Origin of the sequence: uncultured Cardiobacterium sp. (assembly GCF_938028825.1) — a bacterium.
In the GTDB taxonomy this organism is placed as follows: domain Bacteria; phylum Pseudomonadota; class Gammaproteobacteria; order Cardiobacteriales; family Cardiobacteriaceae; genus Cardiobacterium.
Genome location: NZ_CALIZP010000022.1, coordinates 77,531 through 90,933, shown reverse-complemented (window position 1 = coordinate 90,933; position 13,403 = coordinate 77,531). Strand labels below are relative to the sequence as shown.

General features: G+C 57.3%; 20 protein-coding genes. 2 read left to right on the top strand and 18 right to left on the bottom strand.

The genetic code is table 11. The annotated features are described in order from the left end of the window. Positions 1-48: 48 nt before the first annotated feature. From Q0562_RS13725 to Q0562_RS03320, 15 genes are all read right to left on the bottom strand, one after another. A complete protein-coding gene (locus Q0562_RS13725) occupies positions 49-384 on the bottom strand; it encodes a hypothetical protein (protein ID WP_366144685.1) in 336 nt (111 codons plus the stop codon). A gap of 462 nt (positions 385-846) precedes the next feature. Then, the gene (locus Q0562_RS03385; RefSeq protein ID WP_298641164.1) at positions 847-3,585 is read right to left on the bottom strand and encodes a DUF2958 domain-containing protein; all 2,739 of its coding nucleotides are present in this window, start codon (positions 3,583-3,585) and stop codon (positions 847-849) included. A 119-nt stretch (positions 3,586-3,704) separates the two neighbouring features. Further along, complete coding sequence (locus Q0562_RS03380) at positions 3,705-4,040, bottom strand: type II toxin-antitoxin system PemK/MazF family toxin (protein WP_298641161.1); 336 nt, start codon at positions 4,038-4,040, stop codon at positions 3,705-3,707. Beyond that, complete coding sequence (locus Q0562_RS03375; RefSeq protein ID WP_298641159.1) at positions 4,037-4,357, bottom strand: AbrB/MazE/SpoVT family DNA-binding domain-containing protein; 321 nt, start codon at positions 4,355-4,357, stop codon at positions 4,037-4,039. Before Q0562_RS03375 ends, Q0562_RS03380 begins: the two co-directional genes overlap by 4 nt. Before the next feature lie 130 nt (positions 4,358-4,487). Next, positions 4,488-4,628, bottom strand: a complete 141-nt coding sequence (locus Q0562_RS03370) for a hypothetical protein (RefSeq protein ID WP_298641157.1) — start codon at positions 4,626-4,628, stop codon at positions 4,488-4,490. Beyond that, positions 4,625-4,834, bottom strand: a complete 210-nt coding sequence (locus Q0562_RS03365) for a hypothetical protein (RefSeq protein ID WP_298641155.1) — start codon at positions 4,832-4,834, stop codon at positions 4,625-4,627. The genes Q0562_RS03370 and Q0562_RS03365 overlap by 4 nt, the downstream gene beginning before the upstream one ends. Positions 4,835-4,941: 107 nt before the next feature. Further along, the gene (locus Q0562_RS03360; protein WP_298641152.1) at positions 4,942-5,103 is read right to left on the bottom strand and encodes a hypothetical protein; all 162 of its coding nucleotides are present in this window, start codon (positions 5,101-5,103) and stop codon (positions 4,942-4,944) included. 165 nt (positions 5,104-5,268) lie between these two features. After that, the gene (locus Q0562_RS03355; protein WP_298641149.1) at positions 5,269-5,529 is read right to left on the bottom strand and encodes a hypothetical protein; all 261 of its coding nucleotides are present in this window, start codon (positions 5,527-5,529) and stop codon (positions 5,269-5,271) included. Between the two features lie 115 nt (positions 5,530-5,644). Beyond that, the gene (locus Q0562_RS03350; RefSeq protein WP_298641146.1) at positions 5,645-6,016 is read right to left on the bottom strand and encodes a hypothetical protein; all 372 of its coding nucleotides are present in this window, start codon (positions 6,014-6,016) and stop codon (positions 5,645-5,647) included. 88 nt (positions 6,017-6,104) lie between these two features. Further along, positions 6,105-6,350 carry a hypothetical protein gene (locus Q0562_RS03345; protein ID WP_298641144.1) on the bottom strand — a complete coding sequence of 82 codons (246 nt, stop codon included), beginning with the start codon at positions 6,348-6,350 and terminating at the stop codon, positions 6,105-6,107. 463 nt (positions 6,351-6,813) lie between these two features. Further along, the gene (locus Q0562_RS03340; RefSeq protein WP_298641141.1) at positions 6,814-6,999 is read right to left on the bottom strand and encodes a hypothetical protein; all 186 of its coding nucleotides are present in this window, start codon (positions 6,997-6,999) and stop codon (positions 6,814-6,816) included. After that, positions 6,996-7,694 carry a hypothetical protein gene (locus Q0562_RS03335; protein WP_298641139.1) on the bottom strand — a complete coding sequence of 233 codons (699 nt, stop codon included), beginning with the start codon at positions 7,692-7,694 and terminating at the stop codon, positions 6,996-6,998. The genes Q0562_RS03340 and Q0562_RS03335 overlap by 4 nt, the downstream gene beginning before the upstream one ends. Before the next feature lie 75 nt (positions 7,695-7,769). After that, complete coding sequence (locus Q0562_RS03330; RefSeq protein ID WP_298641136.1) at positions 7,770-8,837, bottom strand: DUF6094 domain-containing protein; 1,068 nt, start codon at positions 8,835-8,837, stop codon at positions 7,770-7,772. After that, a complete protein-coding gene (locus Q0562_RS03325) occupies positions 8,834-9,685 on the bottom strand; it encodes a DUF3275 family protein (protein ID WP_298641134.1) in 852 nt (283 codons plus the stop codon). Before Q0562_RS03325 ends, Q0562_RS03330 begins: the two co-directional genes overlap by 4 nt. Positions 9,686-10,040: 355 nt before the next feature. Then, complete coding sequence (locus Q0562_RS03320) at positions 10,041-10,409, bottom strand: hypothetical protein (RefSeq protein WP_298641130.1); 369 nt, start codon at positions 10,407-10,409, stop codon at positions 10,041-10,043. A 349-nt stretch (positions 10,410-10,758) separates the two neighbouring features. Between Q0562_RS03320 and Q0562_RS03315 the strand changes: the two genes are divergently transcribed. Both Q0562_RS03315 and Q0562_RS03310 read left to right on the top strand, forming a co-directional pair. Next, positions 10,759-11,049 (top strand): BrnT family toxin, encoded by a 291-nt coding sequence (locus Q0562_RS03315; RefSeq protein ID WP_298641127.1) that lies wholly within the window; start codon positions 10,759-10,761, stop codon positions 11,047-11,049. Continuing rightward, complete coding sequence (locus tag Q0562_RS03310; protein ID WP_298641124.1) at positions 11,036-11,374, top strand: BrnA antitoxin family protein; 339 nt, start codon at positions 11,036-11,038, stop codon at positions 11,372-11,374. Before Q0562_RS03315 ends, Q0562_RS03310 begins: the two co-directional genes overlap by 14 nt. A gap of 215 nt (positions 11,375-11,589) precedes the next feature. Here the strand turns inward: Q0562_RS03310 and Q0562_RS03305 are convergent, their stop codons facing one another. From Q0562_RS03305 to Q0562_RS03295, 3 genes are all read right to left on the bottom strand, one after another. Continuing rightward, positions 11,590-11,829, bottom strand: coding sequence for an antitoxin (locus Q0562_RS03305; protein WP_298641121.1), 240 nt, complete (start codon positions 11,827-11,829; stop codon positions 11,590-11,592). A 140-nt stretch (positions 11,830-11,969) separates the two neighbouring features. Further along, the gene (locus tag Q0562_RS03300; RefSeq protein WP_298641118.1) at positions 11,970-12,281 is read right to left on the bottom strand and encodes a hypothetical protein; all 312 of its coding nucleotides are present in this window, start codon (positions 12,279-12,281) and stop codon (positions 11,970-11,972) included. 436 nt (positions 12,282-12,717) lie between these two features. Next, complete coding sequence (locus Q0562_RS03295) at positions 12,718-13,362, bottom strand: hypothetical protein (protein WP_298641115.1); 645 nt, start codon at positions 13,360-13,362, stop codon at positions 12,718-12,720. Between the last annotated feature and the right edge of the window lie 41 nt (positions 13,363-13,403).

The following is a 13,403-nucleotide window of genomic DNA, read 5'->3' as shown; positions in this document are numbered from 1 at the left end:
TTCCAAAATATTCAGAAAAAAAGCGCCCGTAGGCGCTTTTTTTGTTGCTCAGTCATCGTCATAGACGTAGTGGTGTAGCGCTCCATCCCAGCGGTAATCTTCCTCACCGCCCCACAACGCAAAAGCAATCTCATAGGCTTCGCGGCTGCCGTCAAGCACCCAGCCGGCATCAAACCACTTGCCATTTTTGATGGAATAGCGTCCAGCGTTAATACCGATGTCTTCATCGGCGTAGCTGACTTCAAGTACCAGCTGCGGATGTTGCCGTGACAGCGCCTCGATAATGGGACCAGGATGTGTCCAGGCCGTTTCGAAGGTACAGCTGGCATCACTTCCCAGACGAAATTGATGACTGTTCCATTTCGTACCCCAGTGTCCACGCACCAGTCGTACCAGGTCGCGTAACCGTAGAGGCTGCGGCAGAGGTGATAGCGGCGTGCCAGGGGCAGCCACTTGGCAAGCAGCATGGGTTGGCAAATGTTGTAAGTATTGCCGTAGTCGTCTTGCCCAAATCGTAGGAAACTGGGTGGGGCATTCTCCGGCTGGATGATGTCCCGAAAGGTCAGACCGTCGAAAATCAGCCTTTCGTAATGGCCGCTGTTCGAGCCGCTCTCGGTTTTTTCCAGTGCCAGCGGCATCGGGATGATGCGGTTAAAATCACGCAGTTTGCCCAGGACTTCGAGGTTGTCGCAGCGGACAGAATTGGCTACCCAATTTGGCATAAATAACTCCTTTGTTTGCATGAAAAAAAGGAGCAATCCCCCAACGGGGGACTGCCCCGTCAGGGAATGGGTCTTGTGACCCGGTGGTGGCGTTACCGCCAATGAGGGCCTTGCGGCCGGTGGGTTAGGCGCGACCGAGCAGCTGCTTCGCCAGCGCTTCGGTGATCGAGCTCTCGCTGCTTTCGTCTTCGATGAAGGCGTCGAGACCGGTTTCTGGCATCACCCCCATGGTGGAGAGTGCTGTCTTGATTTTGCGTGCCATCAGTTCCATGCACTGCACTTGGGCACTGCCGGCATAGCAGGCGTAATAGACCTTGACTGTCTCTTGCTGGCCGATGCGCCAGCTGCGGCGCGAAGCCTGGGCGACGGTGTAGACGTTGTAGCCTATTTGGGCGAAGTAGAGGGTCGGGAAAGCGAGCAGGTCGAGCCCGGTTTTCACCAGCTCAGGATTGGTGATGAGCACGTCAATGCCACGTTCGACCTGTTCATTGATCCAGTCTTCGCGGGCATCGCTGCCAACGGTGGAGCGCAGCACCGCCACACTCAACCCATGGGCCTGCAACAGGTTGCGCAGCCGGGTTGAGGTGTCATGGCCGCCGGTGTAAGTGGTATAGACGATGACTTTACGTCCCGCCGCTTTTTCAGCAAGGCAGACGTCAATGACATCGGCTTCCTTCGGCGTCGCCTCATCCGCTGCAAACAGGGCATCGACCTTGGCCAACACGTCATGCCGGTCACGCGGGTGCGTCACGGTCTCAGCCCGGAAACAGGTTTCCGGCCAGCGCAGCAAGGCATTGATGACGACACCGGTCAAGGTAAAGTCGCGCCGGACGATGGCCGCACGCAGTGCCTGTTGCAGTTGCAGGGTGAGGATGCGGTTCGCTTCCGCCATCGCTGGCGGCATGTCGACAAGGCGTGTCTCTTCATGGAAGTCCGGCAAGATGCCGTCCCCCAGGTCGCTGAGGCGCATGAACACGGTGTACGGCAGCACAAAGCGGGCGATACCGAGTGGCGAAAACCCCGGTGCCTTGCGGGTCGAGCTTGTTGCCTTTTTCGCGCGCGAGGTCCGAAAATCGCCGTCATCGCTTCGGAGATTGATGATGTCGATGAGGCAACCATAGTCGCGCATGAAGCGGGTTTCTGCCTTGCCGAAGCTGTTGTTGGCATCGGCGGCAAAGCCCAGTCTGGCCATGACGCCCGGCATCGCCCGGAACAGGAGGTGAAACAGGTCGGAAGCGTAGCCACCCATTAAGGTGCCGGTGAGACACAGTACTTTTTCTGCCTGGTTGCAGAGTACGGCCATTGCCTGCCCTTGGGCAGAGCCCGCGTTTTTGTACTCGTGGGCTTCATCAACCAGCACCAGCGAAAAGGCCAGGCGTGGGAAATAGCGTTTGATGAACTCGGACGGCTGGTAACTGACGCTGCGCAGGGCGAACTCCTGCCGTCCCAGCGCTTTTTCCAGGCGTCCGGCTTGATGATCGCTGAAGAAGAAGCCGCCCTCAGCGGTTTGCAGGTTGACGAAGTCGTAGATGTTGTCATCGATGATCCGTTCCAGCATCGCCGCACCGTAGGTCGCGAGCAGTTTATCAACGGTGGCATGACCGATACCCGGCAAGCCCAGGCAGAATTTACGCACCCGCGTGTCGCAGGGCGTTTCGCCATCGTCTTGATGGCGCATCGTCCATAAGGCTGCACCGCATTGTTTGCAGTGCTCGCGCCGTTCTTTGCCCCAGTGCGGGTGGGTTTCCACACGCAGCGGGGTTTGCTCTTCATCATCGTAGCGGTATGCGCCACAGTGCGGACAGGCAATGGCGGTATAACTGCCGGTCTCGCGTTTGCCGTCATGGTTTTCAACCACAAAGCGATAAGGACGCGCCCAATAGGCGGGACGCCAGTGGAAACCCATGCGCATCCGTACCCGGCCGATGACCAGGTAATGCGGTCGCGCGCTTTGGCGGGCATCACCCAGTTGCTGTCGGAAATGGCGCAGGGCGCGGATGGCGTTGCTGCCATTGATGACAGTAACCACGGCATCCGGAATGGTGTCGAGGATTTCGCGTCGCCACTTGTACACCAAATGCGGCGGCGAAATGACCAGTACGGGTTTGTGCGAGTAACCACGTTGCATCAGCGCGGAGACGCAGATGCCCATCATCGTCTTGCCGGTGCCCATCTCGCCGTTCAGAAAGATGGCCGGCAGATTGTGTTTGACCAGCCCGGCATAGCAGGCAAGGATGCGATGGCGCTGCGCGGCAAAGGGTTGGCGTTTCAGGCCGTCGAGAACCGCGTCCTGCCAGGCAGCGTGTGTGCCGTCGTAGAGGACCGGTGTCTGTTTGCTGATCTGCTCAAGTAACGGCTCGCGGAAGTCGGTAAGGAACTGCGCCAGGGGCATGACCGGCTCATCATCCGGGGCTGTTTCATCCTCGTCTGACAGCATAACCTCGGTGACAATATCATCCCTTAGGGGGATTTCGTCTGCCGGTGGTGACTCACCTTGCGGTGCGCCTTCCCAGGTCAGGACAACGCGCTGTGCGGCAAGGGCCTGTTTGGCATACTCGAACAGCGGCGCGACGGCTTTGAAGCCACGGTCGCTTACCAAGGGAATGCCGAATGAGCTAGTGGCGTCAACAATCTCGTTCAGGTCAACATAACCCAGCTCAGGGAATCCCATGCCTAGGTCGCATAGGCCGAAGGCGATGTTGTCGGCGTCAATTTCTGATAAGAGCCAATGATGGCCATGGCTGGGAATAGCCAGGTGGACGACCGGCCAAGGATCATCTTTGTGGGGACTGGCGTGATTGGCGCGCAGTACGGCCAGTTGTGCCGGGGTAAAGTATTCGTTGGAGGAAAAATGATCGGACATTGGTGTTCTCCTTGCTCGAAATGAAAAAGGGGAACACCACCGCAGGGGAAGTGTTCCCCTGTGGGATGGATGCGCGCCGCAAGGTGCGACGCAGAAGAGGCACCGGAAGGTGCAATGGATCAGATGGCGACCAGTTCTTGCAACAACATGCTCATTGTCTCGACCGCCGTTTGGTCCGCCTTTTCGACGAACTCAATGTTACGTTCACGGTAATCCAATGATTTGAGTTGAATGGAAATGGCCACACCACGGATGATGTCGCCATCGATGGCCACCTCGGCATTGTTGCCGCGAATGGTGGAGGTTATCGGGCATACCAGCACGAAGCCGGTCTGTCGTGACAACAGCTGGTCGCTGACCACCAACGCCGGGCGGCGTTTCTGAATCTCGCGGCCCATGGCCGGGTCAAAATCGATGTAGATGATGTCGCCTCGGGCGGGGATGTAGCGGCTCATAGCAACTCCTTCCCGACGGGGCGCATGTCCATCCACTCGCGATCTTCCTCGGTCTGGAAGGTCTCGGGTGTGACGCCTTCAAGAATCTCTTCCAGCGTCAGACGTTTGACCTTGGTCTTGGACGGACTCAGGATGATGGTGTCGTCTTGCAGGGCAACATCGAAACGATCGCCGATGCCGACTCCCAGCTGTTCCAGCAGGGCTTTCGGCAGGGATACGATGTTGGCATTGCCACTTTTACGGATGGTGATGGTGGGCATGGTAATCTCCGGTTTGGTTTTACCGAAGTATAACCCATGATGAATGTAGAGGTGCATGGTGTTCTCCTTGGTTCATGGATGAAGAGGGGAACACCACCACAGGGGAAGTGTTCCCCTGTGGGTTGGTGAGGTGCAGCGAGGGCTGCGAAGATGTACCCGATGGCTCAGGTACGGAAAGGATGGGACATTAAGCCGGACGGGAAGAATCTTCCGCCTTGCTTTTGTCTTTTTCCTCCTGGATACGTTGGCGATTGGCCTCCATTGCAGCCAGGCCAATGACGATCATGATGGCTGAAGCCACATATAGCATGATTACACCGGACGTCATAATTTATCCTCCGATAGGATTTGATAGGCAATATACCACATGCCAAAAGCAGTGATTAAGCCGAACAATGCGGTGAATCCACGCCCCTGGAAAGTGAGCTGAACCAAAATAACGGCCGCCAGGGTGTTTAACATGGTGGCAAGCTGTTTCCGCTGGTTTTCGTTGCCTTTTTTCAAGGCATTAATGAGCCAGATAAAAAATTTCATAGATTTCTCGCGAAAATCGCAGGGAAATGCCCCATCAGGGGATTTTCCCCTGCGGGTTGAGGATGGTTGCCTCAGACCATGGGTGATGGTCTGGGGCAGGAGAGGCACTACGGTTGCCCGTCGCTATCGTCTGCAGCAGGCGTAGCAGCTGCTTGCGGTTCAATAACAGCGGGGTCAATGCCCGGCCCAAAGTCACGGCGCAGTTGGTTGCGCAGGGCTTGGGTAAAGCGGTCAGTATTGTCGCCGAGGGTGAGGATCTGGATTTCCATGGTGTTCTCCTGTTCAAGAAAAAAAAGGGAACACCACCACAGGGAAGTGTTCCCCTGTGGGATGGATGCGCGCCGCAAGGCGCGGCGCGGGTTCATGAATGAAGAGGAGAACACCGCCGCAGGGGATGTGTTCCCCTGTGGGGTGAGGGGCGCAAACCCGGAAAATTAGTCTGCCCAGTAGTCGTGATAATGGCGAATGGGAGAGTTATCGCGGTGTCGCCTGATCAGTTCAACTGCTATGTCATGTGCACGCATGGTGTCAAGGAAGAGCGATGCATCGTTGTCCTCTTCTAGGTAAGCAGTTTCGCCCTCCCTGTAAGACCAGGAAGTGATCCGCCCAGCGATGCCGAGGTCGCGCAGTTCACGCATGGGGACTTCGATCCAGCCGTGGCCGGGGTCCTGATGGTAGGTGTAGGTTTTGGACATGGTGTTCTCCTGTTCAAGAAAAAAGGGAACACCCCCACAGGGGAAGTGTTCCCCTGTGGGATGGATGAGCAGCAGTGCTGCGAAAGAGGTGCGCCGGAGCGCACAAGATTCAAGATTAAGGTGTCAGCTTAAGAACGGTAACTACCAAGGCAATGGCAGAAAAACCGACCATCATGCTCCATTGCAGGAAACTAAGTCGTTTCTCAATGGAATCAAACTTGGCGTTACAAATCTTTTCCAAAGAATCAACCTTGGAATCAATTTTTTTGTCTAATGCATCAATTCTTTTATCTAATGCATCAATTCTTTTATCTAATGCATCAATTCTTTTATCTAATGCATCAATTTTATTCAGAACCAAATCTAACTTTGCAGTAACGGACTCCATTTGTTCCTCCGCCTTGATATCAATCAAAGCGATTATAGCAGTTCTGCTTTGCGGTTCAATGTTACTTGCCAGTTCATATAGTTGGCTCAGACTTGCCATAAGCTTCTCCTTTTCAAGAGGTTAAAGAACCCCAAGGAGACACGTCCCCAAGGGAAACGTATTTCCCCGGGGGATGGGTGTGGTACTACTACATCACGTCGTCTTCCGGCCATTCGTCCGGAATGGCTACAGCGCGAACAAAGGGCAAGGCCTCTTCCGCCTTTTCGGCGGTGCCGAAATAGCCGCTTTCGCGGCTGTATGGCATGCCGTCGAGGGTGCGGCCGACGTAATAGCCAGCGGCACTCTTGAGGACGGACAGTTCACTCACGCCTGGCACAAGCACAACTAGTGGGCGAGAGAAGATCTCGTCCTTTTCAGCAACTGAGAGGGTCATTGTTTTTCTCCTGTTTTAGAAAAGAAAACGCAGGAGAAACGTCCACACAGGAGATGTTTCCCCTGCGGGTTTGAGATGCTGCTGCGATGCAGCGGATTGAGGTCGTTGCCCCGTGACGGGGTGCCGGAACTGCCAACGACGTTTCGGTCGCCACCCTAGTAGGGGACGCCTTATCTTGATCCGGCTCTGGTGCGTTTTGAGTTCGCCAACTGTTGGTTTTTAGTATAGCCGTCCGGCGGTACAAGGCAAGCGCTGTTTCCGGCCAATGGGCAAAAAAATGCCCGGCATTGCCGGGCAAGAGGAGAAAACGGGCCTCGCAAAGGAGGAAGCAAGGCCCGGATGGAAATAGCGCTATGAAACGCGCTGTTGAGTATAGCATGGGTGGCTTCTCTGCCTCTCGCAGGCCCGCAGATACTGCATCGTGATACAAAAACCCGGCCGCAGCCGGGGGGTTGAGGGTGGTTCAAAGTCGGTCATCGTCATCCCACCACGAACGGTGGCGGCTTGTCCGCCTATGGCAGCAGCCGAGCAAACAGCCAATGCAGATAAGCACGATGATAACGCGCAGGCTGCACAGGTTGGTCAGGGTCTGTCCCAATAGCTCAACGCCAAGCGCCGAAGCAAACAGGGACGCGCTGTGGCGTTTCATGCTGCCTCCCCGCGCAGGTGTCCGTCCCGGATCATGTCCTGCACCAGAGCCTCATAAGCTTTGTTGTCGGCCAGGTCGAGCAGCACAGCGTCAATGCCCATTGACGGCAAAGGCCTCAGCATGTCCTGCGCACGCAGGGCAGTCAGCAGCGCCGTGCGCCAGTGGTCGAGCAGACCAAGGGTGGACATGTGTTGCAAGGTCTCCCACAGACGGGCATCGTCCACGTCGCGTAACAGCGCCCGTCGTTGCAGGCTGTCGTTGCCGACCGGCGGTGCGTACAGCATGGCATGAACACAGTCTTTGCCATAGCGGCAGCTTGCCGGCAGTTTTGTCTGCCGTTTTTCCAGGCTTTTATCGATGTCGAAGATGCGGCCATCCACGCGGAAGTATCGGTCAAGTCCGGCGACGATTACACCGTACATGGCCATGATTTTGCCGCTACGCCCCACGAGTGAGGCGAAGATGAGGCGATCACCGTCGGCCACGTAGGCGTCGCAGTAGACGCCGGGATGATTGTCCACCGGTAGTACCTGGCGACATGGCTGTGCGGCGTGTGTCCCGTCTGGCGCGGCTTTATGTAATCCGTCGGGGTCTGGCAATACGCGCAGGGTGGTTGCGGCCATGCCGCCGTGGTTGGCTGCAGCGTGCAGGGTGTGGTTGGGGGCAGCAACGGCCGCCGCTGTGTAGGGGGTCATAAGGGGTACTCCTATCTTATGGGTAGATGGGAATACCCCCACAGGGGTATTCCCTGTGGGGAATGGGGCGTTGCCCTATTTGATGATGAGGATATCGCCGTAGGTCGGCGCGCCCTGGGTCAGGTCGATGGCCTTGATTTCGGTGCTGAATACGTCGCGCCGTTCTTCGGCGACGACATCACCATCCTCGTTCTCGCGGCGTTTGACGGCCTTGAGTTTGATGGTGCGCCCCTTGATTAGGATCCGTTGCCGGCCATTGTCAACCAGACCGCTGACCACGCCGGAGGCAATAAGCAGGCCTGTGTGCCAATCGGTCAGGTCATGCACCGGGCGGATGGTTCCCGCCTCGGCGCTGCTGCCGAACAAGGTATCGAAGTCCCGCCACAGACCGCCGTATTCGGCGAGTGTGGCGGCAACGCCAGCGGCGTCCATTTCATTGACCTGCATCTGCAACTTTTTGTCGTTGCCGGTACAGGTGTAGCGGTCAAGCGGCGAAGGCGGCAGCGTCGGCCAGGTTGCTTGTCCGGTCTGCCAGGCGGCAAAGCGGTCGCGCAACGCCTTGTAGGCAGCGCCCGGTATCGCACGTTTCCGTGCGATAAGGACGATCTGGTCGAAGCGGTCGGTGCCGGCTGCCCATACGCCGATGTCCGCGAAGCGGGCCTGCAACCAGCCGAGACAGTCTTTATCCACGCTCGCTTTGGGCACGATGTAGATGAGAAGGCCGTCGGCACGCAACGCTGGAAAAAAGTGGTGCAGGAAGCGGTGTTCCAGGCGTTCGCCATTTTCACCAGCCTCGCGGTCACGCAGGGCCCAGCCGTAGGGCGGGTTGAGGAAGAGAATGTCGACTGCGCCGATGCTGACTTTGCTGTCCAGGGCATCGCCGTGCAGCAGGTGCCGCACTTGCCGTTTGGCCGCTGCCGCCCGTTCGCCGTTGTCCTCGATGCCGTAGGTGACAGCAAAGGGGAAACGTCGCGCCAGCCACGCCAGAGCGTCGCCGCATCCGCAACAGGGGTCGAGGATTTTCAGCGCCACTTCCGTAGGAGCCAGCAAGCAGTCGAGACCGCGCAGGGTGGCCTCATCGGTGGGGTAATAGCCTTGCGCCGCGTAGTTATGCGCGACGCGCGGGTGCATCAGACCGCTCACAGGGCACCTCCGTCATCAGCCGGCAGCCACAGTTGCTGTCTGGTGTCGAGGACATAGCCAAGGGCATCCAGTGCACAACGGCATTTGGCGATATGCGGACGGCCAATGGTGGTGTCGATTTTGTACGGCTCACCAAAACGCCAGCCTTCACGTTCAGTACCGGCGAGGTAGCTGCGCAATAGGCGGACGTTATCGTCTTCATAGGTGGCGATGTCGATAGTCTCGGGTGTGGCGACGTCATCGGTCTCTGTGTTCGTACCCGTCTCGCCGGGCCGGATTGTGACAGCTTGTGTGCCACGGTTATCCGCTGTGACGAGGTTGTCGGCGACAAAATCCAGGGTTGTTCCACCTGGTGAGGTATCGTCGTGCATCGGCATGTCGGCTTCCGGAATGTAGCAGTCGTCATCATATGGCAGAAAACCGTCGTTGGCGGCGTCGCGGTTAGCGTAGTCATCTTCGACGACAGACGTATCGCAGAGGTGGTAGCCGCCGATGATAGCGCGGATAGTGGTGCGCTGCTCGCCGTAGGCGCGATAGCTGTACAGCGACAGTTCGGCAACGTGGAAGACGCCTTCGAACTCGCCTTCCGCCAGGGTCTTGAGCCACTCGTCGCGGACGGCAAAGGCACCGATGGCGGTGTAGAGGGTGCCGACCGGGAACGGACCGAAGCGACCCTGTACCTGCTTGACGTGCAGGGTGCCGGTGAAGGCGACCTGTGCATCGGGCGGGACAGCGTTGGCGGTGATGTCACGCATGGCAGCGCGGCTTTTTTCTCCGCCGCTTTGGCGAGAGCCTTGGAGGACGGTATCGCGCGTGGCGGCGCGGCTCGTCGGTATGGGATAAGACATGGGGATTCTCCTGTTGAGCAAACGGGAAAAACCCCGGCGGGGTTTTCCCCGCATGGGTGGTGTGCCGGCTGGCACGGATGATGATGGATAACTATGACCTGGGACGTCCGTGCCCTGTCTGCTTACGCATCGGGGCAAGTCGATCAGTGTGGTCTGTCCGAGATGAACCGGCATCGACGGATGTTGGGGGGCTGCGGCGGATGACCGCCTGAGGAATGACCGCCCAGACACCGGCGGCTACTTGCTGCATGTTACGCATGGGGTTCTCCTGTGCTGAAAGAGGAAACAGGGAACCGCCGCAGGGCGATACCCTGCGGGTGGTGAAAGATAGTCCACTGTCCGGCACTGCACCGGGTCAGAATGGCAAGGTGTCGTCGGGGAATTCGACAGACTCTTCCCACTGATGGGGATTGTCTGTCCTACGGGTATAGCAGGTGCAGGAATCTATACTGCCCCCGTCCTGGCAGTTTTCCCATTGTAGGACGATCCGTGCAGCGCGCCGGATCAAATAAGCGACTTTTTCCGGGTCGCAAGGTTCGCAACGGGGCGGTTCGTGCCGGTTGCCGTATTCCTGGCGATAAGCCAGGGGCAATGACCGTATGGCGCCATTGGGCAGCTCGGCCCATGCCTTGTCGGCATAGACGGCCAAGCAGCCATCGAAGCCTTGCAGCTCAAGATCGCAGAGGAAGCCGATGAGGCGGCGAGTGGTGAGGGTGGTTTGCATGGTGTTCTCCTGTGTCAGAAAAGAAAACGCAGGAGAAACGTCCACACAGGGGATGTTTCCCCTGCGGGTTTGAGATGCTGCAGCGATGCAGCGGATTGAGGTCGTTGCCCCGTGACGGGGTGCCGGAACTGCCAACGACGTTTCGGTCGCCACCCTAGTAGGGGACGCCTTATCTTGATCCGGCTCTAGTGCGTTTTGAGTTCGCCAACTACTGACCTGAGTATATCACTGCCACCCATACGGGCAAGAGAAAGCTGCGGCAGGCTTTTAGCCCGGAAAGCAGGTGGAACAGCAGTCTCGCGGATTCTTTGTTGAACCAACGGCTTTCTGTAACTACACTAATGTAGTTATGGAACACATCGTTTTTGAATGGGATGAACACAAGGCCGCAAGCAATTTGCGCAAACATGGCGTAACGTTCGTGGATGCCGTTTCCGTATTTCGTGACCCGCATTGCCTGGTTTCGCAGGATCGGTTTGAAAATGGAGAGATCCGCTGGCAGAGCATCGGCTATGCCAGCAATACCCTGCTTTTGCTGATGGCGCATACCTATCAAAACCGGGACGGATGTACGGTTATCCGCATTATTTCCGCCCGTCGTGCAAGCAAAGCCGAGAGGAGACGTTATGAGCACCGTTAGATATACCCTGGATACGCTACCTGCGCCAACAGCAGAAGACATTGTCCGTCTGCAAAAATTGGCGGCAATGCCCGATGACAATATTGATTTCAGCGATATTCCGCCTCTCACCGAAGCATTTTGGGCCAAAGCCCACCGGGCAAATGCCTTGTTCCGCCCGAAGAAACAACAAATCACGATACGCCTTGATGCCGATGTCCTTGCCTGGCTGAAAGGCAGCGGCAAAGGTTATCAAAGCAGGTTGAACAATATCCTGCGTCAGGTCATGCTGGCTCAGACCGGGCGCAAGGCGGATACCACAGCAGTGGAAGTCAAGGATGCCTGAAAGTAAAGGGTGACCACGTAACAGCAGTCTACGACGATGACGTATGACCGGATGTAACTTTGTCGGGTTGGTTTGATTTTTCAGAGTGCGCTGCATTGTCTTGCGCTTGTTTGATCAGGGGGTGCCTGATGCGCGTTGCACGCCGTCAGCTGTGAAATCAAATGTTTTCAGATAGGTGTCGTCATCCATAGCATCGCTATCACGCAAAATCATGGTCATGAAAAATCCGGTGTTCGGTCTTCATATTCACGCTCGATGTTCAGTTCGACGCCACCGTATTTTTGCCCGATTGCAGCGAGCAATGTACCCAACCCAACCCGTTGTTCCGGCGGTAGAACCACCTGGTCGAGGATGTGGCGAACTTCCGCCTCGGTGCTGCGTCCGGCCGCTTTGGCTTGTGCTTGCAAGGCGCGGTGGGTTTCCGCGCTAAGATTGTGAATGGTGATAGTGGGCATAAAACCTCCGTAAACGTGGTTGTGGTGACTATAGCATGGCCGTGGTGGGTGGGCACGGACACAAGAGGGGCATGGCATCTGTTCCGCCGAGGCACAAAAAAACGGACAGAAATCTGTCCGTTGTATGCCATGTTGGCCAATCAACGCTCACAGCGCTCGACGTCGAGGATACCCTCACCGTCCAGGGCGACACGCCAGGTATCGTCCCGCCAACAGAATTTGAGGCGGAAGCGGTAGGGATCCTGTTCGGCGACCCCGTTCTCCGGGATGTGGATGCCCATGTCGCGCAGCTGCTCCGGCAGAAACACTTTTTGCGTGTTGGTTGCAAAAAGGATGGCCAAGGCGTCGAGGCAATCCGGGCGACGCACGACAAGGCTGCCGGGAATCTGCACGGTGGCCTTGACCAGGCCGCGTGATGCCAGTGCCGCGTGAGCCCAAGCGGCCATCGTCATCGGCACAGGTGATCAGGACAACATCCGGATGGACGATGCATCCGCGCCAGTTGTTGCCGTCTTCCGTGCAGCCCCACCAGGTGGCCTGAGCCAGAAAGGCAGTGATGCCATCACAGGGTTCTTCCGTCTGCGGCAGGATGACGATGTCGCGTAACCGCTCTACCTCCTGATGACGGCAGTAACGCATGGCGAGCTGTAGCTCACCTACCGTACCGGCATGACGGGCGAAACCGTCCGTCACATTGACCTGGCGGTGCAGGTACAAATTGCCGTGATCGTGCAAGAAACACAGCAGGGAATGCACAAAATCTTCGTTGTCCGGTGCGGCAGCGGTCGACTGATTGGTTTGCATAAAACCTCCTTCAAAAAGAAGGGGCATCACCCCGGCGGGGCAGATGCCCCGTGGGGAAGAAAGGCCACTGGGGTGGCCGAAGATTCAGAACGCCAACGCCGGGCGGTATTGCAGCGGCACCTTGCTGCGAATGAGGCGTTTCAGGCGGCTGAAGTGATCATGGCGCTGTTGCCGTACGGCGTAGCGGATGTCTTCCGTTGCCGCTTCCAGCAGGCCGGATGCGCGATGATCCCAGCCGTAGTAGCCGCCACAGACAATATCCAGGGCGGGAATGCGAAAACCGTAGACATCGCCATTGGCCCAAGCGGATAGTGCCTCGATTTCGCCGCGCAGACGGTCATAGATGCGGCATTCCAGCTTAGGGCTGATGCGCTTGACGCCAAACTCACGGCGAATGTCGGTACGCCTCTCGTAGAGAAAACCGACTTGGCCGCTGTCCCAGCGGTCATTGAAAGGACAGCATTTCAGTACGATGCCGCCATGTTCATACATGTAGATCGGTAGGCAGATGATGTCTCGCTCGTGCAAGCCTTGTTCGGCCAGATGCCAGGCGAAGGCTTCAGCGCATGAACCGGCATCGCCGGACAAGCGTTCACCGCCAAAATTATAGCGACGGAGTGCGATGCAGAGCGTACTGCTGCACCAAGTACGCGGCGATTCGCCATCGGGATCGTGGAAGATTTCGACGGCGTAGCCGTCAATGGTGAGGATTTCAACTATGTCGTTCATGGTGGTCTCCCAAAAAAAGAGGGAGACCGCCCCAACGGGAG

Coding starts and splice junctions, on each gene's coding strand:
- Q0562_RS03385 (WP_298641164.1), bottom strand. CDS start 3,585: ATGTCCGATCATTTTTCCTCCAACGAATACTTTACCCCGGCACAACTG.
- Q0562_RS03380 (WP_298641161.1), bottom strand. CDS start 4,040: ATGAGCCGCTACATCCCCGCCCGAGGCGACATCATCTACATCGATTTT.
- Q0562_RS03375 (WP_298641159.1), bottom strand. CDS start 4,357: ATGCACCTCTACATTCATCATGGGTTATACTTCGGTAAAACCAAACCG.
- Q0562_RS03370 (WP_298641157.1), bottom strand. CDS start 4,628: ATGACGTCCGGTGTAATCATGCTATATGTGGCTTCAGCCATCATGATC.
- Q0562_RS03365 (WP_298641155.1), bottom strand. CDS start 4,834: ATGAAATTTTTTATCTGGCTCATTAATGCCTTGAAAAAAGGCAACGAA.
- Q0562_RS03360 (WP_298641152.1), bottom strand. CDS start 5,103: ATGGAAATCCAGATCCTCACCCTCGGCGACAATACTGACCGCTTTACC.
- Q0562_RS03355 (WP_298641149.1), bottom strand. CDS start 5,529: ATGTCCAAAACCTACACCTACCATCAGGACCCCGGCCACGGCTGGATC.
- Q0562_RS03350 (WP_298641146.1), bottom strand. CDS start 6,016: ATGGCAAGTCTGAGCCAACTATATGAACTGGCAAGTAACATTGAACCG.
- Q0562_RS03345 (WP_298641144.1), bottom strand. CDS start 6,350: ATGACCCTCTCAGTTGCTGAAAAGGACGAGATCTTCTCTCGCCCACTA.
- Q0562_RS03340 (WP_298641141.1), bottom strand. CDS start 6,999: ATGAAACGCCACAGCGCGTCCCTGTTTGCTTCGGCGCTTGGCGTTGAG.
- Q0562_RS03335 (WP_298641139.1), bottom strand. CDS start 7,694: ATGACCCCCTACACAGCGGCGGCCGTTGCTGCCCCCAACCACACCCTG.
- Q0562_RS03325 (WP_298641134.1), bottom strand. CDS start 9,685: ATGTCTTATCCCATACCGACGAGCCGCGCCGCCACGCGCGATACCGTC.
- Q0562_RS03320 (WP_298641130.1), bottom strand. CDS start 10,409: ATGCAAACCACCCTCACCACTCGCCGCCTCATCGGCTTCCTCTGCGAT.
- Q0562_RS03315 (WP_298641127.1), top strand. CDS start 10,759: ATGGAACACATCGTTTTTGAATGGGATGAACACAAGGCCGCAAGCAAT.
- Q0562_RS03310 (WP_298641124.1), top strand. CDS start 11,036: ATGAGCACCGTTAGATATACCCTGGATACGCTACCTGCGCCAACAGCA.
- Q0562_RS03305 (WP_298641121.1), bottom strand. CDS start 11,829: ATGCCCACTATCACCATTCACAATCTTAGCGCGGAAACCCACCGCGCC.
- Q0562_RS03300 (WP_298641118.1), bottom strand. CDS start 12,281: ATGACGATGGCCGCTTGGGCTCACGCGGCACTGGCATCACGCGGCCTG.
- Q0562_RS03295 (WP_298641115.1), bottom strand. CDS start 13,362: ATGAACGACATAGTTGAAATCCTCACCATTGACGGCTACGCCGTCGAA.